Raw genomic sequence first — 19,893 nt, forward strand, 5'->3', positions numbered from 1 at the left:
CGGATGCTTACTGGTTGCCCAGACGCTCGCCGTGGACGATCACATCCAGGCGCGAGACCTTAGCGTTGGCCGCGCCGGCGGTCGTGAGCACCAGATAGGCTTCCTTGGGGAGCTTCACGGGCGCCTTGGAACTGGTGGTGCGCAGGCGCGCGGCAGCGTTCAGCACCAGGCCAGCGCCGAAGTACTCGGGGTCCTGGGGCACGGTGGCGTGATCCACGCCGTCGATATACGTGAAGCCCAGCGAGCCCGTGACGGCCGCAGTCATGGCCGTAGACACGATGACCTGGGCATCTTCGAGCAGCATGCCGGCGGGCAGCTTCTCCAGCACGACCACATCGCCAGCAGCGATGGCAGTGTTGGAATCCGCGCCGATGGCCGCGCCTGCAGCATTGGTCTGCAGCGTGGCGCGCAAGGTGGTGAGGTTGCCGTAGGGAGTGAAGCCGCCGAACTGCAGCATGCCCAGGCCGGCCTTCTTGATGGTTGCCATGGTGGCCTCCTTGAAGTTGGGGGAAGTGACGAGGGGCCGGCCGTGGCCCGCCCCGGGGCATCAGCCGCGTGGCTTGATGATGGGCACGGCGGTATCAAGCACCGTCACACCGTGGTCGGTGAACTGCTTGGTGTCGCCATGGCTGACCGCGAAGCGGATCTTGGACATGCCCAGGATGGCGCCGATGGCGATTTCCATCTTGTCGTCAAAGTCGCCCGGCGCTTCCTTCCAGAAGAAGGGCACGCCGCTGTGGTCGGAGCGGCCAAAGGCCTGACCCAGTGCCTGGCCACCCAGCAGGATGGCGCGGTCCACGGCGTACTTGTCGGTGAACGATGCGGGCACCAGCACCGACGACTCCTGCTCGCTGGTGTAGCTTGCGCAGTAGCGCAGCTCGTCGCCAGCGTAGAAGCGGATTGCCTTGGGCATCTTGATGATCAGGATGCCGTTCCACAGACCTGCTTCGCCCAGGAACAGCGGATGATCCTTGGCCAGCCGTGCGCGTGCCATGGCGTTGCCCTGGAACGCGCGGAAGTTCGGGTCCGTGGCAAAGCCGCTGTACTGAGCCGGCGATGCCAGGAGCACGCGGATGGGGCTGTCGGTGGCGGCCAGGTCCTCATCGAACTCGACAGGCGGGGGCGGCAGCGGGATCTGGTCCATCCACGAACGCACGGCATCCACCACGTCCATGCTCAGCGTGTCGGCGCTGGCGATCACCAGCTCGCCCGCGTTGGCCTTGACTTCGCCCACCGCGCCCGCGCCAGCCACCAGGTGGCGATTGCGCGTCGGCGCCTTCACCCGGTTCACCATGATCTCGGAGAACTTGGGGTGCGACGCCAGCGGCACGCGCCATTCGATCAGGTGATCGTTGAAGCCGCGCGCGCCGGCCAGGTGAACCAGCGTCGAATGCTCGATGTAGTCGTCCATCAGGCGCTGTGCCTTGGGGCGGCCGAACTTGCGCAGGTCGTAGGGCGTGCGGATGCGCGACATCTGATCGCCCATGTCGATGGGAAAGCGCGCCTGGTTCACACGGAACCGCGCGTTCTCGTAGCTCATGCCCACGCCCTTGCCCTCGGCAAACTCGCTGCCCATGATGGGGTAGCTGCCAATGGGCTGGTCGAGTTGGAACTCGACCTCATCGCCCTTGCCCTTGCCCAGGTCCTCGGCACGCACGATCGGCATCGTGGGCTTGGTCTGGCGCTTGGTGCCGGCCACGGCATCCGCCTCGGTGGGCATCTTGCCGGTCAGGCGGTTGAGCGTGGTGCGGCGCTGCATGCAGGTGTGGAACACGCCCACGGCCTGCTGAATCATGGTCCCAGGGTGACCATAGGGAGTGCTGGTCTTGGTGTCGGACACGGTGGACCTCCTTTACATCTGTTTGTTCAGCCAGGCGGTGATCTGCTCGGGCGTCTTGCCCTCCATCGCGTAATGCAGATCCACGCCACTCAGTTCAGCCATCCGCTCATCCGGCGACAGACCATCCACGCGCCCACCAGGAATGCTGGAGAGACTTGAGGGAGGATCGGCCCGCACGGCTTGGGTGGCGGCCTTTGCTGCGGCTTTGGAGTCCGCAGCGGGTTGAGACGAGGGTTTCTCGGTCGCCGCCTTGTAGGCGTCGAACACCTCCACGATTTCGGCGGAGGTACCGCCGGTCTTCGCGTCGAACAGGCCCCAATAGGCATTGCGGACCACGCTGGGTTGCGAGTCCACCCAAGCCTTGAACTCAGCGCTCTCGACGATGGAGTCCGCGTTGGGGTGCGCCGTGTAGATGGCGTCCAAATGGGCATCGGAGGAGGACTTGGACTGCTGCTCACGCAGCGGCTGCAATTCCTTCTTCAGTTCCTGCTGCAGCTCCGCGCGCAGCTCATTGCGGAGCTGTTCACGAGACTGCTGGTGGAGCTTGAGCAGCCCATCGCGCAGGCCGGCTTCGGAGAAGTCGCCGAAAAGGTCCGCGTCCGCGCCCGCCTCGATGGCCGCTTGCGCTTGGGCGGCCATGGTGTCGGTCTTGGTTGGCGCGTGTCCGGCGTCTACCCGCGCCTGGGCTTCGGCCTGCAGAGCGGCCAGCTGCTGCTGGGCGTTGTCTGCGGTAGCCTGAGCCTCATCACGCTGCTTGCGGATCTTCAGCACCTCGTCAAAGGGAATGGTGTGTTTGCCGTCCCGCGCCAGGACCACGGTGTTGTCCGCGGTCTGTTCGGCTTCAGGAACGGCTTTTGCCCCCTCGGTGCCGCCCGCAGCAGGTGCAGTCTGCTGTTCGCTTGTGGTGCCAGCGTCGACAGCGCCTTTGTCATCCGGTGCAGCGGTGGTCGCGGGCTCGCCACCAGGTTCCGGCTTGTCGCCGGTATCGCCCGATTCCGCCAGGGCCAATGCCTGGGCGGCCTGCTCCGGCGTCAGTGCGCCATCGATACTGCTGTAGAAACTCTCGTGTGATGTCGTCATGCGTGTCCCGCCACATATCGCCGTGGCCGCAAAGGGCCAGCAATCCGGTGCGGCACCTGGGCGCCGCGCCATCTGCTCTTGAATCTGCAGCGCCGGAGCACTGCAGTCATCGCCGCAACGACATGCGCCACGGCTTGGAAGCAGTGTCAAAAAGCAGGGAACAAAACGCCAACCCTAGACAGAGTGGGAATAGAACTGCCAGCAGGGATCCGCGGCGCTCGGTTATGTCCCGCAATCGACTACGCTGTGGTGTTTGCACATGTTTGGAAGTCTTCAAATGCCCACTTATAGCTATCGCCCCTACTACAGCGACAAGATCACCTCCCACGAGCAGTTCATGCAAGATGAACTTTCTGAAGATGAAGCTGCACAAGTAATCGAGCAATTACCATTCGATTTGGAGCACCATTTTGAAGAAGGCGAAGCGGAGATCACATGCATTGGCGGGATCCTCCGCGTGACAACGGATGTACCCGAAAACGAGTGCCATCACCGTGTGAAACAGTGCCTGATCAGCCGTAATCTTCGCGCGGACAAACTGCCCTCTAACTCGGTCTGATCAAGATCTACCTATGCGTCTTCATGGGCAAACGGATGTGAGCAGAAGAGGCATTTCAACATCAGACTGCCCCTAAGGACTTCACCCGAGATTGTCAGCGGTGCTTGATGTCTCGATACCACCCATACCGCGCGCCGGCTCCTGCGGGATGGGAGGAAATGCGGGGCTGGTGTTCTCGCGCACCTGGGCGATGTCGCCGGCCGCGCCCGGCCCACCGGACTGCGGGGCAGGACCCGCAGGCGCCGCGCCAGGCACTGGAAAATTTGGATCGTCTCCGCCCGGATTGGGTTTCTGGTAGCCCGCGCCCGTCATGATGGCATCGGCAATAGGCGCGATGGCCGGGTTCATGGCGACCTGTGCCCCGCCCTGCATGGCCGAGAACGCTGCCTGCACGCCCACCTGGACGGCATCGGCCATTACCTTCTTGATCTGAGCATCGGTCAGGCGCTCCTTCATTTCCAGCTCGCGCGCCTTGAGGTCATGTCCTGCCTTGACCATCGCAGCCTGCACTTCCTGCTGAATGCGCTGCTCAACCTGCTCGGGAGATTCCTGGGCGGCGGCAGCCTTCAGCGCATCCACCAGCTGCCGCTTGAACGGCACATCCATCAGGCTGGCCATCATCGGCATGGTGACGGCCTGGAACTGGGGCGGCATGGACTTGACCACCTCGCTCATGGTGCTCAGCTGCTGCGCGCGGAATGTGCTGCTGCTGGGCACATCCTCCAGGCCCACCAGAAGGCGCGTGCGCTGCAGGTCGTTGGACAGATAGGGGATGCCCGTTGCGGGATCTTCCTCGGGCTTGTTGATGGTCACAGCCCGGTCTGCCGTGATGGCATCGCCCTCGATGATGATGGTCTGCTCATCCTGGCCCAGGTCCTGAACGATCATGCTCATCAGCAGCTCGCCCACCATGGTGCGGCTGGTCTTGAAGTTGCCGATCATGTACGCCAGCGACTGGTTGGCCTGCTCCACCTGGGTCTGCTCCTGCACCCCACTGGTGGCCGTGCCGCGCCGCCCGGAGAACGCACCAGCCGCAGCGGGGTTCACCCGCTCGATCGCGCGCCGGGCGTTCTCCAACTGCTCCAACTGCTGAGCCGTGGCCTGAAAGTCCCGCTCGACCTTGAACCGCGCGCCTTGCTGCTGCATGTGCTGAGCGTTCAGCACGATGTCGGCATCCGGGCGGCCAATGGTGCGCCGGAATTGGTCATCGGTCATGTCCACGGCGCCCTTGGTGCGCTCGGTCCGGAACGCGCCCATGCCCCAGCGAAGCCGCGAGTTCCCGTTGTTCAACGTGTCCTGCATGTCCAGCAGGTTGCGGATGTAGCCATAGGGCACGTTGGTGCTGTCTTCCCTGAATCCCCAGAACGGCACGTACGGGAAGTGGCGGTGGGCATAGGGCGTGGGTCCGTCGAACAGGACATGCGGGCCCAGCCAGTAGCTGCGGCGGATCTTGGCCACCGTGGCGCGCATGGACTTCGCGGCCTTGTTCACCAGGGCATAGACATGGGCCGGGTTGTTCTCGTCGTACTCCACCACGCGGCCGTCCGGGCTCTTGAGCACCACCACGTCAGACCAGCGGCGATACCAAAGCTCGGTCATGCACACCTCCTTGCTGACCGGGTTGTACCAACGGTCCTCCATGGTGGTCCATTCACGCGCCACATCCCAGGCCCGCGACAGGCCAGTGCTCGCACCCGCATCCATGGTGTCATAGCCGTTCCACCAGTTGACGCCCGCGCGCCCGAACTGGCGCACCAGCTCCTTGTGCTCTGGAAAGACGCGCGCGATGCGCGACGGGTGCATCCAGCGCTGGCGCCGCAGCCAACCCGCATCGCTGAGGTCGGGCTTGATGGAAGACCAGTCCCAATGGATCTCATTGCGGTGAATGGCCAGGCATTGGTATGGATAGCCAAAGGGATCATCGGATCGGCTGACCTCGGCCCACCCGATGCCCACGCCGATCTGCGGATAGAAGGCGTCGCTGCAAGCATCGTCCGCCTTTGCATTGCGCTCGGCCTCGTTCAGCTTGAAGTTGATCGCGTCCGCGACGTCCTGGCCGCCAGGCTGACCATTCGGGGTCACGCGCCAGTCCGTGCGCGAGGACTTCTCGTAGCCACGGATGCCTTCCAGGCTGCCCGCGATCAGGTTCTCGCGCACGACCGGGATGCCCTGGGACTTCATGTGCCGGATCAGCTCCGTCTCCAGCTGGTTACCGTCGGCATAGTCCATCTCGCGGTCGGCAGTGCGGCGCCAGGCCCGGGGCTGTGCATCGATCTCTTCGTGAATGGACCGGTACTCGGCAAGGGTGAGAGGCACATCGCCGTCTGGCGTGTCCACGGGGTCAATTTCTGCGTAGTTCTGGGCGGTGCTCATGGTGTCGTCCTCAGTAATAGACCGGGGCTGGCGCCTCTTGGTATTCGCCGATGGCGGCATTCGTCATCAGGTCCACTGCCTGGCCGATGTAGCGGAACATGTCCGCGCCGTGGCTGAACTCGTCATGCATGGGGCCCATGGGCTCGTCCGTCTTCTGGTGAATGTCTCGCCGATACCGCCTCAGGCACTCGATCAGCCGTGCGGTCTTGGTCTCGTCGAAATAGCAGCGGGGGAAAATCATTCGCGCGCCCTTAATGCCCTCTTCCACGTTCATCGCGCTCAGCACGACAACGCTGCGCCTGCCCATGGCCGTAAGCTGCTGCTGGGTGCTCTTGCCCGTCTGGAAGTTCTTGGTGCGGCCGTCATGCGGCAGGAAGTCGGTGCCCCAGCGGAACGGGCGCTTCTCGATCTGGGCCACGTACCAGTCCAGGGTCCGATGGCTGTCCTCAATGTAGTCAATGACACGCAGGTCCTGTGGCCCGCGCTGCACAAAGCCGATGGTCATGGCGTCATTCCAGCCCAGGTCCCAGATCGTGTGAACGGGCAACGTCGGGTCGTACGGCACGGCGCAGATCCGCTTTTGCTCGTATAGGGCCTCGATCTCATGGCGGTAGATAGACCCCGCCGACACGCGCCGTGGCTTCCCCTCCCAGATGTTGGGGTAGTCTTCGGGATTCGTGACCTTGAACTTGCGGCGCTCCTCATCGAGCACCGCCGGAAACCAGGGGTTGTCGCGCCAGTTGACCTGGCAGACCCAGGTGTCCGGGCTGGGCCTGTCGATGAACCGGACATAGGTCTCGTCCGTGTCCATGTCCGGGTTGAGGGTCATCCATATCTCGGAGCCCTCCTTGCGGATGGTCGGGATCAGCACATCCCAGGACTTCTTGCTGACGCCGTGGGCTTCCTCCACCCACACCAGGTCCACCCCTTCAAAGGATTTGATCGAGGCCACGGTATGGCTCTGGAGCCCCGTGAACAGGAACAGCGAGCCATTGGCGCCGCGGATCTCGGTGTCGAGCACCTCGAAGAAGGTCTCAAGGCCCATGCGGCCAATGGCGTCCTTCAGCAGACGATGCACCGAGTCCCGCATGGACTTCTGGATCTCGCGCGCGCACAGCACACGCAGCGGCCGATCAGCGGCCATAGCCAGCAACACCGACGCCACAGACCAGGACTTGGCGCCGCCCCGGCCGCCGTGCATCACCTTGTAGCGGCGAGGCAGCCAGATGTCCCGAAGCTTCTCGGGCAACTGCAGGAGCGCCTCATTCATCGCCATCCTCCTGGCGAACCGGCGGCTTCACGAACTCCACAGTGACACGAGGAGGAGCGCCATCGCCGCAGGGCCCTTGGCCAGGCCCCGTCTTGGGATCCATGCCGAATGCCTGCCGCTCCATGTCCACCAGGATGCGCAGGGACTCGGCCAAGGTCTTCATGGACTTGCCCCGCTCGGGCAGGCTGATGACCTTCATGTACAGGTCATTGAGCTTGTCCTGGCCGTTGTCATCGGGCTGGCGCATCAGATCGCCCAGCGCCTCCAGCAGCGCGACGTTCTCGGCACCGACCATCAGCTCCAATTCGTCCATCAGGGAGTTGGTGACCCGCCGTGCCCGATAAATGTCGCGGCGATGGGCCAGGCGGATGTCGGCGACGGCCTGGGCATTGGCATCAATGACGGCACGTTCGCGAAGCTTGGTATCCATGGATACCTGGCTGGATACCGCCTCCCTGGATACCAGGGCATCAGCCTTGGCCTGGATCTTCACGCCAAGGTCACGTTCCCATCCATCGCGCTTGGCGCGCTTGTTGATGGCGCCATGGGTGATGCCGTTTTCATCGGCGATCTGGCGCAGGGTCTTGATGCCGGCGCGGTAGTCCAGTTCAATGCGCTCCCAGTCGGCGGGGACGCTGGCCGCCGTGCGGCTGGCAGGCAAGGCTGCGCCTGCAGCCGAGTTGGCGGCTGCAGGCTTCTTCGGAACAGGTTTCTTTTGAGGCTCGGACTTGCCGGCAGGACGTTGGACCATGGCCGGAAGTGTTCCGGCATGGCGAAGGGCCGTCGAACCCTAGACGGGTCATGAACTACTCAGCAATTCCCCAAAAGCAGCCGACCGAGCTATCTAAATTTTTGCGCGACGAACCAGCTCAGTTGCACGCACCAGATATTCACCAACTCGAGAGGCTATGGCTTGGCCGCACGACGAGCTTGAATATCGCCAACCCACTTGTTCAAAGCAGTCGCAAGTTGTATTAGGTCGTTCTCCGTCATCACCATGGTGGGGTGAAACTTGCTCGAGGTCCATTGGGCTCGGATCTCGTACTCCCAGTTCTGACCCAGTGCATCAACCGATGCGAACAAATCCAACACTCGATTCTTGTGCTTAGAGCTTGCAAGATCAATAGAAATGTATTCAGCATCAAAGTCAGAAGTTTTCCCTGTCTTAATCAAATCGATCTCCCGCAGTTATGACAAACCAAAAAAGTTACTAAAAAAATCGGCAACTCACGAACAATGTAACACATAGAAACATGCCAACAGCCTGATCGCAAAAGCCAATCGCTATTGACTTGATTGCCCTCTTAGAGTGGCTAACACCACTTCGTCACAGGCCCCCGCAGAGCAGTTATGCTCGCTGCCCTCATAGCAAGACGACCGGTTAGCAAAGAACTGTGGCGACAGCTACAACCCCTGATCCCAGCCGTCGTGCCTTCTGCCAAAGGCGGTGCGTGTAAGCTCGCAGTCAGCGATGAGGCCGCCCTCAACGGCATCTTGTTCGGACCGCAAACAGGCATTGCATGGGAAGACCTTCCCCAATCCCTGGGCTACGGCAGCGGCATGACTTGCTGGCGGCGCCTGCGCGACTGGAACGCCGCTGGTGTCTGGGAGCAGCAGCACCAAGCCATGCTGACTCGCTTGCGTGAACATGACCAAATCGATTGGAGCCAGGCCAGCCTTGATGGCTCCTCGAAGCCCCAGGCGGCCAGGAAACGGGCCCAAACCCCACGGACTGAGGCAAGCTCGGCTCCAAGCGGCACAACGTGGACGCGATTCCTGCGATTGCAGGCTTGGGAGGGCCGCCCCGCAAAAGACCATCGAAGTTGCACGCCGACAAGGGCTATGACTACAAGTGTTGCCGTGCGCATTTGAGACAACGGGGCATCGCCAGCCGCATTGCCAGGCGAGGCGTTGAGAGTAGCGAGCGACTGGGCAAGCATCGCTGGGTGGTGGAGCGGACCCATGGATGGTTTGCAGGCTTTGGCAAGCTGCGAATCCGCTTTGAAAGACGACTGGATATCCACGAAGCGCTGCTGAAACTGGCAGCGGCGATCATCTGTGCACGCTTCGTGGATCGGTGGTGTTAGCCAGTCTTAAGCGGTAGCTTATGATTAGACAGCTTTAACCACTGAAGCGGATTCAGTATTCAATCGTTCCATTATTCAAGGACAATGTTGGCTAGTGGTGGGCCAATCAAATTCCAGTTAATATGCCGAAATATCCTAAACCCTCCCGCCAACACTCCCAATCAGTCATTCATAGAAAATAAAAAATCGAGAATATTAATATGTACAGCCCAAACCCAAACAAACCGACAAAAATCCACAACGAGCATGACCTCATGGAGATTCCCGAAGCATATCTCAGACAGGTCCATTATGATGAAAGATCGCAGCGACAGTTGCTAGAAGAACGTGAAAAATTAAAGATTACCTCGCGCTCCCATCCCGACAGCGCTGGAGAAAGTACCGAAGAGATTTTTGCCTCGTTAGTCAGAAAACTCATTCCCAATGAATTCAAAGTTGTAACTCGAGCAAGAATTGATTTTGATGATTTAACAGATTCCCCCAACTAGATCTCGTTATCCTAAAACCAGGTGGAGAAAAGCGTCTCAATGATCTAAAATCGTACCATCACTCAAGTGTCTTGGCAGCATTCGAATGTAAGCTAACCCTCCGCAAGCGCGATTTAGAGAAAGCGGCAGAGACGGCAAATGCAATTAAATGCGACTTCGCTAATGGCATGGCGTACTACAGAAACGATTCAGGAGAAAAAAACATAGGGACCTGCAGGCCATACTTCGGCATCCTTGCTCTGGGATGGGAACAGGGGGCAATCTTGATTTGGTCAAGGAACTAGCCAGCACATTTCTCGATTGCTTTCGAAACCGCCCTATCGGTCGTCAAGTTGACATTGTTCTAATCCCAGATCTATCTTTTTACTGGATGCATCACGAGAATGACCATTTCGACCAAGGTATCGATCTTTGGGTGAGTTATGAAACTATTTATAAACTTTATCATTGGCCTGATGGCCGCGACTACCCAGCTCCACCACTCGAAATGATAAAAGGCGGCATAAGTTGTCCGTATACCCTTACCAGGGTCTCGCATCAAAACCCGCTTACTGGCTTTGCATACTACTTGGCTTGCGTGATAGATGAGTTTTCACCAAACTATTCGCATATGGCGAGTCAATTGTCATACTACCTACAGTATAGGGTGGGCACAGCCAAACCTCACTCCCCACCCACATCTTAACCCTGAATCAGGGTACTCCGCACGTCATGCATGATATAAATAATAAGCAAGTTGACTAACTTCAATGAGGCTAATTTTAGCCACTTCAGAAGTACATTCTTCAGTGTCTATTTTCTATTTCAGGTCGTGGGCAAAATTAGTTCCTACCGAGATAACATTATTCATTCATATGGAGATCAGCTTGTCGATGATCATGCTTCTTTAAGTTCTTTAGGGCTTTAACCTGTCTTTCTAGCACTCGTCGCTTCACAGCTTCTTCCAACAATTGGTCTTGCAGCTCAGTGACCCGTGCCAACGCCGTGTGCTCCAGGGCCACGCCCGCCAGTCCTTGGCCGAGGCGGGCAGCCTCGGAGCGGACGAGGTGTAATACGTGATCTCCGATCTCCACCAGGGTTCGTCCATCGTTGAGGTGCACGATGACGACATCCCGCGCGGGCCCGTGCTGGTGCACCGGGCGGTAGCATTGCTTCACCGCCGCGATCATTCCCTCGCCGCGCAGCACCTTGATGCGGTCGTCCACTGTGGTGAGGTTCAGGCCCGTCATCTTGTGGATGCGGTCGCGCGTGGGCTCCTCGCCGGCCTCGTGCAGCTGACGAATGGCTTCATAGACCTGCGTCAGCGTGGGCACGGCCTCTACCACGCCCGTGTCCGGATTGCCGCCGGCTGTCTTGTGGATTGTGCTGGTGGTGGCTTGGTTCATGCGGTTTCACTCCAGAGTGGCAGGCGTTGTGGCCATTGGCCGGATTCGAGGATGGTGTGGCGGGTGATGCGACCCCATTCGAGTCCATAGTCCCGGTGGGCTTCGCGGCCGCCGTCAACAAGGCGGTATTGGTCGTATGCGACGTGGCAGCCCTCGATGTCGGGGCGCGTGCAGCACAGAGGGAATCCGGTGCGGTCGTCGGTCTTGAGCGCGAAGCCCTTGCCGAGGTTGAGGTGTGCGTGCTGAGAGAAATCGCAGATGCCGCACCAGATGCAGGGCAGCGCGGCGACGGCGCGGCGGTAGGCTTCGCATTCGAGGATCTCGGCCTTGGGCACGACCAAGCCCGTGCTGGCCGCGCCCATCACTACGACGCTGGTGCACACCATGCCGGCAGTCGCTCGGGCACTGTCCATGGCGCGGGCCGCGCGCTGAGCCAGAAGGTCCTCGCGGTCCTCGACCTGGGCGGCTGATGGCAGCCGGCGGCCAAAGGTGCGGCGGGGCCAGGTGCTCCGGTTCTGGATCATCGGATGTCGCCCTCCACATCCACCTGCACCAAGAAGCCGTGGTCGTTCATCACGCACACGCGCGTGGGGCCGTACTGCTCAAGGCGGCAGCAGCGGTTTTCCGACCAGACGGAGAAGCGGTAGCGCCCCAGGGCATCGGGGCCGTCGATGCGCTCGCGCGTGCTGGCGCCGCGCCACAGGGGCGGGTGCTGGGACACGGCACGCACGGGGCCGCGCTGGCCACGGCGCGGAAGGTCGGGCCGGAAATCAAGCATGGGCACCGCCCTCCCCTGCGCCGGCATCGAAGTCCTGCACCTCCATACCCAGGTCCAGGGCCAGGCCGTGCTCCACGCGCGCGCCCTTGGAGCCGCGCCAGCCGGGCAGCATGTAGACCGCATCGCAGGTGCACAGCTGCGGTAGTGCCAGGCGCATGTATCCGGCCCAACTGCCGCACGCTGGCGCGGGGTTCTCGGCAGGGTTCTCGACGTGGTGGCCCTGGGCGCGCAGCGTGGCGGCGGCGCGGTTGAAAGCTGGGTAATTGAACTGGGGAAGTCCTGTCATCGGGCCGGCGATGTAGATCCGCTTCATGGCCGGGCCCTCCGGAAGGACCACGCGATCATTGCGGCGTCACGCTGGTGCTGATTGCTGCGGCCGGCCCAGCCGGTCAGGCGGCTGAAGGTGGCGGCATCGATCTTGGCGCCGTGGGCACTGCCGGCCTTCGCACTGGGCGCCAGGCCGAAGCAGGCAATGCCGAGGCTGGCGCACAGGGTTTCGATCAGCACGCACCATGCATCGATCTCGCCCACATTGCGCGCCATCTTGGCCCGCGCCGCGGCGCTGCCCTGGCCGGTCCAGGTCCGACGGGCTTGGCGGCTGTCCTCGAAGATCACCAGCGTGGGAGCCCTGCACTGCAGCGTCTGCAGGATCTGCGCAGGCGCGATCTCCTCCAGAGCCTGCAGATGGCCATCAACGATCCAGGCCAGGCCCGTGTGCTTGCCCGGGTCCATGCCCAGCACAGTGATCGGGCCCTGGTGGCCAGCAGGCACCGTCACGCGCGTGGCGGCGGGCGCCAGGCGAGCGCCTGCAGCTGCTGCACCACCTGCTGCTCGATGTCCACGAACAGCCGGGACTCGTCCCTGTCCAGCTCCCTGGCCCTGGCCTTGACGTACTCCCACCACCCGGGTTGCTGGGCCAGCTTGACGAGGTGCGCCACGGCTGCCGCGCTGAGATTGATTTGTTGTTGCTGCCATTGGTGTTCAGACGACGATGAATTCATGGGTGTCGCTGCCGTGGCTGTTCACCAGCAGCTCGCGCAGACGGCGTTCGGTCGCGCGGTGCGCGCGGATGAAGGTGCGTGCCGGGATCACCTCAAGCACCTGGCCGTAGGCCTCGCCGAACTCGACCAGGTGCCCCAGTTGGACGGCGTTCAGACGCATCTCCTGGCCGTGGCCGTGCTTGCGGCCCAGGTCCACGACGGCCGCCACAGCATCGGCAAACAGGCTCTGCGCCTCGGGCTCTGTGAAGACGCCCATGCCCAGCAGCGTTTCGGACAGGTTCGCGGCGTCAGCCAGGTCGCGCCAGTGCTGCACCGTCGGAACGGCGTAGCCCACGGCATGCACGGCAGCCAGGACTGCAGCGGCCAGAGGCTCGCGCTTGCGCTGGTGGAGCGGCTGCCGCTCACTGGCCGACAGCTCCTGTGCCAGCGTGTAGGTGTAGGGCAGCGTCAGGTAGTTGCGGGTCACGGAGGGGTGGATGGTCGTCATGCGCCCCTCCCGCGATAGCTCTCCCACTGGAACGGCAGCACGTCACCACCGTCTTCGCGCAGACGGTCCATGACGCGCTCGCCCAGGTAGGCAGCCACGTCGGCGATGGGCAGGTTCGACAGGAACAGCGTGGGCTTGCGGCGCTCGTAGCGCTCGTTGAGCACGTCGAACAGCAGGTTCTTTTCGAAGTCGCTGCCGAACTGCACGCCCACCTCGTCCAGGATCAGCAGGTCCGGGAACACCATGGCGGCAATGGCCTCGCCCTCGGACTCGCCGCTCCGCTTGGACCAGGTGTCCTTGATGCGGCGGACAGCGCGCGCAACGGTCGTGAACAGCACCGATGCGCCATGCGTGTGCATGACCTGCAGGCCGATGCCGATGGCAAGGTGCGTCTTCCCTGTGCCGACGTTACCCACGAAGATGGCGCCGCTGCCCTTGCGCTGCACGTCATCGAAGCTGGCCGCATAGTCCTTGGCGAATTGCAGCGCGGCCTGCTGCTCCGGGGTTTCCGCGATGTAGGTCCGCAGGCGGCAGCTCTGGAAGCGCTGGGGGATCGCGGCCGTGCCCAGACGCTTCTCCCACTCTTCGCGCGCTTGGCGCTTCTGCTCGTCCTGGGCCTGGGCCAGTTCCTTGGCCTTGGCCTCCTCGGCGCACAGGTTGCACTTCGTCCAGATGTCGCCCAGATGGCAGCTGCTCAGGTACAACCCATGCCTGGGGCATGTGCTCTCGCGCGTCAGCGGCGGGCGGTGGATGCGGGATGCGAGGAGGTCCATCAGATCTTCCTCGCCTGGCCGTAGTTCACGCCGCCGAAGTTGTCGGGGGACGGCGTCTTCGCGGCCTTCACTGTCCGGCCAGCAAAGTCCGAGGGCTTGAGCCAGTCGGCCTGCAGTCCCTGCGTGCCACGGAAGCACCAGATCTGCAGGAAGTCCTCCAGCGACAGCTTGGCCTTGTCCGCCTCGTTGACCGCCATCCGCAGAACCGTTTCCGACACCGGCGCGTTCTTGCCGTTTCGCAGCGTCAGCCAATCGGTCCAGGTCTGCTCGGTCACGCCGTCAGGGCGAATGATGGCGTTCGCAGCCGTGCGCGCGCCTTTCCCTTTTCCTTGTTTATTCTTTGTAGGTTCTTTGTAGGTTATGGCGGCAGGATTTGCCGGGGTCCCCGGCAGATCTTGCCGGGGGGTGTTGCAGATATTGCCGGGGTCCCCGGCAGAATCTGCCGGGGTTTGAGGGGGCGGCAAATCCTGCCGGGGTGCAGAATCTGCCGGGGGTTCCGGCGCGCAGGAGCGCATGATCATCTGGTCGTATTCGGTCAAGCGCGGGCGCTTGGACAGGCATTCATATACCGCCGCGCGCAGCACCTTCAGATTGATCTGGTACTCGGAGCTCCAGCCAGTGCGCTGAATGCGCTGCACCAGCCCCTGCTCTTCCATGGCGGCCACGTGGCCACGCACAGCGCGGACCGACAAACCGCACTTGTCTGCCAAGGTCTGGATGGACGGGAAGCAGTTGCCCGCGTCGTTGGCGTTGTCGCACAGGGCCAGGAACACCAGGCGTGGGCCTGACTGCAGTTCCGTGCGCCATGCGAGGGTCGTGTAGTCGGAACTCATGCTTGCGCACCCTCCTGCGCCAGGCGGGCCTGGTGCTGGCCCCACAGGCCGGCTACCCAGTTCACGCCCTTGGGGGTGAACTTCGTGGCGTTGAAGGCATGCTCGTTGACCTGGGCCACGCCCGTCTTCACGACAAAGCGGCCGGCATCGATGTGGCACTGGTGCGCAGTCCACTCGCCACCCAGGCGGTACATGATCTTTTCTTCCTGCAGCCAGGCCCGGAATGCGTGCTCGTTCGCGCCCAGCAGCTTGGCCACCTGACGGAAGCCCTTCGCGCCGTTGGCGGCCACGTAGCGGTCCACGTATTCGGCCTTGGGCGCGGCCAGGGCCAGGGCGGCCTGCTGCTGCTCGATCTGCTCGGCCTGTTCAGCGGCCAGGCGCAGCGCCTGAGACATCGTGCGCGGCACGGCTGGAGCGGCCTGGGCCTCCAACTCCTGCCACCGCTTCACCACCTTCATGCGCGCCACGGCGTCGTAGCCCAGCAGCAGGGTCAGGCAGGTGTCGCGGTCCAGTTCGTACTGCGAGTAGCGCTGGCCGTTGGCGCCCGCGTAAGTCGTTGTTTCGCAAACAGGATTCAAATTTGAAGCCTGCAGGTCGTCCAGCATCGTACGGATGTCGCGCATCACGTTGCCGTGGTCGCGGCCCGTCAGCTCGGCGATTTCGCGGCTGCTCATGGTCAGCACGGCGGCGGAAATTGCAGTGATCGCGTTCATTGCCCGGGCCCCCAGAATTTCCGGGCCGGAAATGGGCCTGTCAAATGCTCCCGCAGGTCCATAGCATCAGCGTCATGCAACGCTTTTTCCGCAACCATCAACGTGTAAGTCTTCTCGTGGACCAGCAGGTAAATGCAGTCCCGCTGGCAGGCCGACGCGTTCTGTTTGCGCATGGCCGCACGACGCCTGAAAAGCTCCGCAGTGCCACTGTCAACCCACGTCTTCATGCAGGTGTCCAGAGCGCCATTGGGGCCAGCGATACCGCGGGCAAACATCACGTCGCCACCTTCAGCCTCGTCCAACCGGGCCTGGACATGGGCCAGAACACGCTCCGCTTCCTCGGGGGCCAGCCCCTTCAGCGCCTTGAGGATTCGATCTGCCGCGTCAATTTCCGCGCGGCTCAGTACTTGGGGGGCGTCACGCATGCGGACTCACTCCTCGGCTTGTTTTTTGAAAGGGGTGCCCGCCACCTCCCGGAGCAGAATGGGAGTTCCTACACAACCATTCCCGAGAGGGGCGGACATGAAACAAGAACTGATCGGGCCCACAGCAACTCTTGCTGGAGCGATGCTCTCGAAGATCGAGTTGGAGTACAGCGACTTCACGCGGGGCATCGTTGCCAAGACGTTCGAAGACGCTTACTACGCACTGCTGGAAGGCATTCAGCGCGTGGACACTGCAGAAGAAGCCCGGCGTGCGGGGCAGGCACAACACCCCACCCAAGACGGAAGCTGACGCGTACCGGCAACCTTCCCAGACGTGCGTCCTGCTGCGCTGCAGGGTCACAAAGAACGCCGACCCTCGGCACCAACGCTTCCCCGAAAACCTATTGCTCGTCGGCTGGGCCTCGACCAAGCGGTACGGCTTACACATGGCCCAGCTCCGCGGCTGGCAGTTGCAGTGCAGCCATCGTTTTCCGCATGGCCGCGTGGAGGTTCAGGCTGGCCTTGTGCCAAGCCTCCATAAGGCGTTCCTGGCGGGAGCGGTACAGGCGCTTCTGGTGCGGCAGCGGGCCCGACCGCTTGGACTTGCGGGGGCTATGCATGGCCTGGCTCCTGGGCGGCGGACTGGGCAAGCTCAGGCCAGATGTCCTGCCAGTCGTTGGGGCGCAGGTCTCGTCGCGAGACAGCTCCTTGCGTAGCCAACTCGATAGCTACTGCCGATTTCTCTGGAACAACGCGCTTCCCTGAGGCCCAACGGGACACATCAGGCCGGTGCGCGCCGATCTGATCAGCCAGATCGCCGATCGACCCACGCCCCTTTTTGGAGATGTACTCATGGAGGTTCATGAGCAAATTATTAGCGATACGCTACATACCGTCAATAGCGCCTCGCGCTTTGCCAAAAGTAGCGTTTTGCTAAACCATCGCCCGATGGACCCGATCGAAGTGACCCGCCGCCGCCGCCTTGCCATCCTTGTCGATGAAGCAGGATCTCAGGCCGCACTTGCTGAAAAAATAGGTAAGGCTCCTGCTCAGATCAGCCAGTGGATACGCGCGTTGCCAGATTCAAAAACAGGGAAGCCGCGTTCAATGAGTAAGGAGGCTGCACGCGAAGTCGAGGCGCGCGTAGGAAGACCTTCCGGATGGATGGACCAGCCAATTTCGCAAGATGCAGCGATGGTAGAGATGGCTGCTGCATCCCACCCCTCCATACCGTTCTGGCATGCGCCCGATGCCGTTCGCGTCCCCCTTTTGGCGAACTGTGCCAGCATGGGACCAGGCGAGGTGCTGCTTGAATCTGACGTGATCGTTGGAGACTTAGCCTTGTCCCCACATTGGATCAATCAACATATTCGCCCTCAGAACCCGAGCGAGCTTCGGTTTATTCATGCCTATGGAGACAGCATGGCGCCAACGTTCACTGACGGTGATGTCCTCCTAGTTGATACTGGCCCAGGCGCGAAAGACCCGCATACACGCGAAGGCGTATATGTGCTCCAGGCAGGCGAAAAAAACTATGTCAAACGAGTAAGCCCCACGTTTGATGGAAAGCTGCAAGTCACAAGCGACAATCCAAGCTCGAAAATAGTCCAGATACTGAACGGAGATCATCAGGTCACCGTCGTTGGACGCGTGGTTTGGGCCTGGAATGGCCGGCGCCTTTGAGTTCATATTTTTATGGAGAGGTAGTTCATGACCCCTCAAGACACGGGACAGCGCAACAGAGTATGGTCTTTTGCTTTTCAAGTGCTCGCTTTCTGTATCGGTTGGGGAGCCGCGCTGGATAGTGATCACCCCTTCGGGGCTTTCATTTTGAACTGGGCCCTCTGGGCTTTGGTATTTTGGTTTGTTGGACTACTTTTATCGAAAAGTGCCAAAGGCCGACCGAGCGGAGAAGGACCCGGATCTGGTAGCGCGGGCGGCGGGGGTTGAACTCCAGCATCGAAGATGCCTCCTTCTGAACCGCACAGCCTCTACACCCCTGCCCACCCCCTGCCCGCCCTGAGCGGGATTTTTTTTGCCCGCGCGACACGCCTAGTGAGCGGGAAATCAGGACATCGCCGCGGAAGAGGCACTCTTTGAAGTTCGCTTCGCGTGACACTCCCGACTTCCTCCTCTGTACAGACACAACCACCTCCGCGCGACCTCCACACCATCTGTATGCGAAAAATTAGCGATGCGCTATTGACCAAAATAGTAGCGATGCGCTAATCTTCACCTAACAACTCAGCAACCGCACATGCGGACAGGCAGGGAAGTTGGGCACCACGGCATCGACCGGGCAAGCCCCGGTCTTTCACAAGTTGCACGCCGATGTTGCTTGCCCCACCCGAGGGGCATTCGTCCGGCGCAATGGCGCTCCTGGGCATGGGCCAGGTCAGCGTGCCGCGTCTCCGCGCGGTTGCCAGTCCGTCAAAGCACGGTTCACGGCATAGGGAAGGAACTGCGGGCGGGATGCCCTGTAGAGAGTAGGCGGGAGGCTGTGAAGGGTGCGCGCCAGCGCATCTGGAGCCGACGATGGAACACCGCCCTGGCATTCCGGTGACGAACGCAGTGAGATGACACCACGGAGCAAAAAAACGGTGCGGCATGTTAATGCCGCGCAGCTGCTACCAGATGCAGCACGCCCTCCCCGAGCGCATCGGGGCGAAACAAAAAAGGCCTCCCACGAGGCCTTTTTTGTTTCCGCCACACCACCGCAGGCTATTTCCGCGTGAGAACACCTTTGGGGCACAGCTGTAGCGGCTGGTTGTGACTATTAATAATCAGTGTAGAGATGGATGCCTGCGAATCGACTCGTGTACCAGCCTGCACCTCGCTGGAGAAATGGGGTGCTGAGGTTGCCGATTTCCGAAGAAATTTGCAAACCAGTTACTTCATAGTTACCAGCATCCAGGTCAAGATGGGTTTGTGAATTACCATTTTTTGAGTTCATAGCATTGATAGCCGCTGACAATTGAGCCTTGGAAATGCACATGCCATACCATTTCAAATTTTCACCTTTCGAGCCATTAACGGAGTGACTAAATGGCATCAACGAGAGGAAATTACTACTCTCCGCGTATGCAGTCCCAACATAGTACCCAGATATACCCTCGTCATAAAAAGCACTCTCATCCATATTGAGATTTGGCCATCGGCTATCCCAGCTCTTTATGCTGTAGTGGAATTGTCGCCCATTTTTATCCATGAGCCATAGCGCTACCCCATTGTAAAATACCGCCCCCTCATTGTAGCTATCTACAACGGTTTCCGAATGCTCCAAACACATCTTTGGATTTGAACCAAACTGACCTGCCCACGGCTTTTTGTTAATTTGGTGTCCCCAGCCCATGTAGTACCACCCCATAGGAGACGGAGTGGGCAAACTATATGAATGAAGATGCAAAGTCACTTGAGCACCCTGTTTCTGAACCGATGTCGAACCATAACCATTTGGATTGATTGAAGCTTGAAAATCACTCAGGGGATTCGGTGTATTTAAGTGTGAAAAATCACCAACATTCCAATTAGAATGTCTCTGCAGAGTGCCACCAAAACTGTATGTATAAATCCCATCCGCACCACCCGCAACGTCATTTGCCACCACCACATCTTTAAGATTATTATTCTTTGGTTCAACCCAAAAGTGTTGTGCAGCATTGACGCTCAATACTGGAACTGCCAGTGTCACGATAGATACCAATTTAGAAAGAATCATAAATACTCCCATAGTATTAAATAAATGACTCTATTCCGTTCGGAAAAGAGTATTTGTAGTCTATAGCATTCTTTCAAAGCCGT

Annotated in this window: 24 protein-coding genes and 1 pseudogene; 6 read left to right on the plus strand and 19 right to left on the minus strand. The window is 60.7% G+C overall.

Translation table 11 applies throughout. The features are described from left to right. Positions 1-7: 7 nt before the first annotated feature. The 3 genes from A4F85_RS01975 to A4F85_RS01985 are packed head-to-tail and all read right to left on the minus strand — an operon-like array spanning position 8 to position 2,920. Positions 8-487, minus strand: a complete 480-nt coding sequence (locus tag A4F85_RS01975; protein ID WP_063325482.1) for a hypothetical protein — start codon at positions 485-487, stop codon at positions 8-10. A gap of 60 nt (positions 488-547) precedes the next feature. Continuing rightward, positions 548-1,840: a phage capsid family protein gene (locus A4F85_RS01980; protein WP_331710713.1), complete on the minus strand. Its 1,293-nt coding sequence runs from the start codon at positions 1,838-1,840 to the stop codon at positions 548-550. 12 nt (positions 1,841-1,852) lie between these two features. Continuing rightward, the gene (locus tag A4F85_RS01985; protein ID WP_063325484.1) at positions 1,853-2,920 is read right to left on the minus strand and encodes a hypothetical protein; all 1,068 of its coding nucleotides are present in this window, start codon (positions 2,918-2,920) and stop codon (positions 1,853-1,855) included. A 277-nt stretch (positions 2,921-3,197) separates the two neighbouring features. On the opposite strand from A4F85_RS01985, the gene A4F85_RS01990 reads away from it, so the two are divergent. Continuing rightward, entirely contained in the window at positions 3,198-3,479 is a 282-nt protein-coding gene (locus A4F85_RS01990; RefSeq protein WP_063325485.1) for a hypothetical protein, read from the plus strand. Between the two features lie 81 nt (positions 3,480-3,560). Here A4F85_RS01990 and A4F85_RS01995 read toward each other — a convergent pair whose 3' ends face one another. The 3 genes from A4F85_RS01995 to A4F85_RS02005 are packed head-to-tail and all read right to left on the minus strand — an operon-like array spanning position 3,561 to position 7,873. Continuing rightward, the gene (locus A4F85_RS01995; protein ID WP_063325486.1) at positions 3,561-5,852 is read right to left on the minus strand and encodes a portal protein; all 2,292 of its coding nucleotides are present in this window, start codon (positions 5,850-5,852) and stop codon (positions 3,561-3,563) included. Positions 5,853-5,862: 10 nt separating this feature from the next. Continuing rightward, the gene (locus tag A4F85_RS02000; RefSeq protein WP_063325928.1) at positions 5,863-7,122 is read right to left on the minus strand and encodes a PBSX family phage terminase large subunit; all 1,260 of its coding nucleotides are present in this window, start codon (positions 7,120-7,122) and stop codon (positions 5,863-5,865) included. Beyond that, a complete protein-coding gene (locus A4F85_RS02005; protein ID WP_442856587.1) occupies positions 7,115-7,873 on the minus strand; it encodes a hypothetical protein in 759 nt (252 codons plus the stop codon). Before A4F85_RS02005 ends, A4F85_RS02000 begins: the two co-directional genes overlap by 8 nt. 614 nt (positions 7,874-8,487) lie before the next feature. On the opposite strand from A4F85_RS02005, the pseudogene A4F85_RS29190 reads away from it, so the two are divergent. From A4F85_RS29190 to A4F85_RS31365, 3 genes and pseudogenes are all read left to right on the plus strand, one after another. Beyond that, positions 8,488-9,209, plus strand: a pseudogene (locus A4F85_RS29190) (transposase). Positions 9,210-9,409: 200 nt separating this feature from the next. Further along, positions 9,410-9,697 carry a hypothetical protein gene (locus A4F85_RS30200; RefSeq protein WP_197485440.1) on the plus strand — a complete coding sequence of 96 codons (288 nt, stop codon included), beginning with the start codon at positions 9,410-9,412 and terminating at the stop codon, positions 9,695-9,697. An 8-nt stretch (positions 9,698-9,705) separates the two neighbouring features. Continuing rightward, positions 9,706-9,981, plus strand: a complete 276-nt coding sequence (locus tag A4F85_RS31365; RefSeq protein ID WP_442856593.1) for a hypothetical protein — start codon at positions 9,706-9,708, stop codon at positions 9,979-9,981. Between the two features lie 558 nt (positions 9,982-10,539). On the opposite strand, the gene A4F85_RS02010 is transcribed toward A4F85_RS31365, so the two are convergent. The 11 genes from A4F85_RS02010 to A4F85_RS02055 are packed head-to-tail and all read right to left on the minus strand — an operon-like array spanning position 10,540 to position 16,092. Further along, complete coding sequence (locus A4F85_RS02010) at positions 10,540-11,082, minus strand: hypothetical protein (protein ID WP_063325488.1); 543 nt, start codon at positions 11,080-11,082, stop codon at positions 10,540-10,542. After that, on the minus strand, positions 11,079-11,606 hold the full coding sequence (locus tag A4F85_RS02015; RefSeq protein ID WP_063325489.1) for a hypothetical protein: 528 nt from the start codon (positions 11,604-11,606) through the stop codon (positions 11,079-11,081). The genes A4F85_RS02010 and A4F85_RS02015 overlap by 4 nt, the downstream gene beginning before the upstream one ends. Continuing rightward, on the minus strand, positions 11,603-11,860 hold the full coding sequence (locus A4F85_RS02020) for a hypothetical protein (RefSeq protein ID WP_063325490.1): 258 nt from the start codon (positions 11,858-11,860) through the stop codon (positions 11,603-11,605). Before A4F85_RS02020 ends, A4F85_RS02015 begins: the two co-directional genes overlap by 4 nt. Further along, entirely contained in the window at positions 11,853-12,173 is a 321-nt protein-coding gene (locus A4F85_RS02025; RefSeq protein ID WP_063325491.1) for a DUF4406 domain-containing protein, read from the minus strand. The genes A4F85_RS02020 and A4F85_RS02025 overlap by 8 nt, the downstream gene beginning before the upstream one ends. Further along, a complete protein-coding gene (locus A4F85_RS02030; protein WP_231890418.1) occupies positions 12,170-12,637 on the minus strand; it encodes a hypothetical protein in 468 nt (155 codons plus the stop codon). Before A4F85_RS02030 ends, A4F85_RS02025 begins: the two co-directional genes overlap by 4 nt. Further along, on the minus strand, positions 12,634-12,861 hold the full coding sequence (locus A4F85_RS29195; protein WP_082848087.1) for a hypothetical protein: 228 nt from the start codon (positions 12,859-12,861) through the stop codon (positions 12,634-12,636). The genes A4F85_RS02030 and A4F85_RS29195 overlap by 4 nt, the downstream gene beginning before the upstream one ends. Continuing rightward, positions 12,842-13,348, minus strand: coding sequence for a hypothetical protein (locus A4F85_RS02035; RefSeq protein ID WP_063325492.1), 507 nt, complete (start codon positions 13,346-13,348; stop codon positions 12,842-12,844). The genes A4F85_RS29195 and A4F85_RS02035 overlap by 20 nt, the downstream gene beginning before the upstream one ends. Beyond that, a complete protein-coding gene (locus A4F85_RS02040) occupies positions 13,345-14,121 on the minus strand; it encodes an ATP-binding protein (RefSeq protein ID WP_082848088.1) in 777 nt (258 codons plus the stop codon). Before A4F85_RS02040 ends, A4F85_RS02035 begins: the two co-directional genes overlap by 4 nt. After that, complete coding sequence (locus A4F85_RS02045; protein WP_063325494.1) at positions 14,121-14,954, minus strand: helix-turn-helix domain-containing protein; 834 nt, start codon at positions 14,952-14,954, stop codon at positions 14,121-14,123. Before A4F85_RS02045 ends, A4F85_RS02040 begins: the two co-directional genes overlap by 1 nt. Continuing rightward, entirely contained in the window at positions 14,951-15,667 is a 717-nt protein-coding gene (locus tag A4F85_RS02050) for a phage antirepressor KilAC domain-containing protein (RefSeq protein WP_063325495.1), read from the minus strand. Before A4F85_RS02050 ends, A4F85_RS02045 begins: the two co-directional genes overlap by 4 nt. Then, on the minus strand, positions 15,664-16,092 hold the full coding sequence (locus tag A4F85_RS02055; protein ID WP_063325496.1) for a hypothetical protein: 429 nt from the start codon (positions 16,090-16,092) through the stop codon (positions 15,664-15,666). Before A4F85_RS02055 ends, A4F85_RS02050 begins: the two co-directional genes overlap by 4 nt. Positions 16,093-16,189: 97 nt before the next feature. On the opposite strand from A4F85_RS02055, the gene A4F85_RS02060 reads away from it, so the two are divergent. Continuing rightward, on the plus strand, positions 16,190-16,402 hold the full coding sequence (locus A4F85_RS02060) for a hypothetical protein (RefSeq protein ID WP_063325497.1): 213 nt from the start codon (positions 16,190-16,192) through the stop codon (positions 16,400-16,402). Between the two features lie 302 nt (positions 16,403-16,704). Here A4F85_RS02060 and A4F85_RS29200 read toward each other — a convergent pair whose 3' ends face one another. Next, positions 16,705-16,956 carry a transcriptional regulator gene (locus tag A4F85_RS29200; RefSeq protein ID WP_082848089.1) on the minus strand — a complete coding sequence of 84 codons (252 nt, stop codon included), beginning with the start codon at positions 16,954-16,956 and terminating at the stop codon, positions 16,705-16,707. Here A4F85_RS29200 and A4F85_RS30965 point away from each other — a divergent pair. After that, on the plus strand, positions 16,882-17,775 hold the full coding sequence (locus A4F85_RS30965) for a LexA family transcriptional regulator (RefSeq protein ID WP_231890419.1): 894 nt from the start codon (positions 16,882-16,884) through the stop codon (positions 17,773-17,775). The two genes, A4F85_RS29200 and A4F85_RS30965, sit on opposite strands and share 75 nt — an antisense overlap. 1,093 nt (positions 17,776-18,868) lie before the next feature. Here the strand turns inward: A4F85_RS30965 and A4F85_RS30205 are convergent. Further along, entirely contained in the window at positions 18,869-19,810 is a 942-nt protein-coding gene (locus tag A4F85_RS30205; RefSeq protein WP_156516913.1) for a hypothetical protein, read from the minus strand. Positions 19,811-19,893: the final 83 nt, after the last annotated feature.

The organism is Delftia sp. GW456-R20 (assembly GCF_001622915.1).
Classification (GTDB): domain Bacteria; phylum Pseudomonadota; class Gammaproteobacteria; order Burkholderiales; family Burkholderiaceae_C; genus Comamonas; species Comamonas acidovorans.

What these genes read in the sequence shown, in the direction of transcription:
- A4F85_RS01975 (WP_063325482.1), bottom strand. Translation starts at nt 487, where the DNA reads ATGGCAACCATCAAGAAGGCCGGCCTGGGCATGCTGCAGTTCGGCGGC.
- A4F85_RS01985 (WP_063325484.1), bottom strand. Translation starts at nt 2,920, where the DNA reads ATGACGACATCACACGAGAGTTTCTACAGCAGTATCGATGGCGCACTG.
- A4F85_RS01990 (WP_063325485.1), top strand. Translation starts at nt 3,198, where the DNA reads ATGCCCACTTATAGCTATCGCCCCTACTACAGCGACAAGATCACCTCC.
- A4F85_RS01995 (WP_063325486.1), bottom strand. Translation starts at nt 5,852, where the DNA reads ATGAGCACCGCCCAGAACTACGCAGAAATTGACCCCGTGGACACGCCA.
- A4F85_RS02000 (WP_063325928.1), bottom strand. Translation starts at nt 7,122, where the DNA reads ATGAATGAGGCGCTCCTGCAGTTGCCCGAGAAGCTTCGGGACATCTGG.
- A4F85_RS02005 (WP_442856587.1), bottom strand. Translation starts at nt 7,873, where the DNA reads ATGGTCCAACGTCCTGCCGGCAAGTCCGAGCCTCAAAAGAAACCTGTT.
- A4F85_RS30200 (WP_197485440.1), top strand. Translation starts at nt 9,410, where the DNA reads ATGTACAGCCCAAACCCAAACAAACCGACAAAAATCCACAACGAGCAT.
- A4F85_RS02010 (WP_063325488.1), bottom strand. Translation starts at nt 11,082, where the DNA reads ATGAACCAAGCCACCACCAGCACAATCCACAAGACAGCCGGCGGCAAT.
- A4F85_RS02015 (WP_063325489.1), bottom strand. Translation starts at nt 11,606, where the DNA reads ATGATCCAGAACCGGAGCACCTGGCCCCGCCGCACCTTTGGCCGCCGG.
- A4F85_RS02020 (WP_063325490.1), bottom strand. Translation starts at nt 11,860, where the DNA reads ATGCTTGATTTCCGGCCCGACCTTCCGCGCCGTGGCCAGCGCGGCCCC.
- A4F85_RS02025 (WP_063325491.1), bottom strand. Translation starts at nt 12,173, where the DNA reads ATGAAGCGGATCTACATCGCCGGCCCGATGACAGGACTTCCCCAGTTC.
- A4F85_RS29195 (WP_082848087.1), bottom strand. Translation starts at nt 12,861, where the DNA reads ATGAATTCATCGTCGTCTGAACACCAATGGCAGCAACAACAAATCAAT.
- A4F85_RS02035 (WP_063325492.1), bottom strand. Translation starts at nt 13,348, where the DNA reads ATGACGACCATCCACCCCTCCGTGACCCGCAACTACCTGACGCTGCCC.
- A4F85_RS02040 (WP_082848088.1), bottom strand. Translation starts at nt 14,121, where the DNA reads ATGGACCTCCTCGCATCCCGCATCCACCGCCCGCCGCTGACGCGCGAG.
- A4F85_RS02045 (WP_063325494.1), bottom strand. Translation starts at nt 14,954, where the DNA reads ATGAGTTCCGACTACACGACCCTCGCATGGCGCACGGAACTGCAGTCA.
- A4F85_RS02050 (WP_063325495.1), bottom strand. Translation starts at nt 15,667, where the DNA reads ATGAACGCGATCACTGCAATTTCCGCCGCCGTGCTGACCATGAGCAGC.
- A4F85_RS02055 (WP_063325496.1), bottom strand. Translation starts at nt 16,092, where the DNA reads ATGCGTGACGCCCCCCAAGTACTGAGCCGCGCGGAAATTGACGCGGCA.
- A4F85_RS02060 (WP_063325497.1), top strand. Translation starts at nt 16,190, where the DNA reads ATGAAACAAGAACTGATCGGGCCCACAGCAACTCTTGCTGGAGCGATG.
- A4F85_RS29200 (WP_082848089.1), bottom strand. Translation starts at nt 16,956, where the DNA reads ATGAACCTCCATGAGTACATCTCCAAAAAGGGGCGTGGGTCGATCGGC.
- A4F85_RS30205 (WP_156516913.1), bottom strand. Translation starts at nt 19,810, where the DNA reads ATGATTCTTTCTAAATTGGTATCTATCGTGACACTGGCAGTTCCAGTA.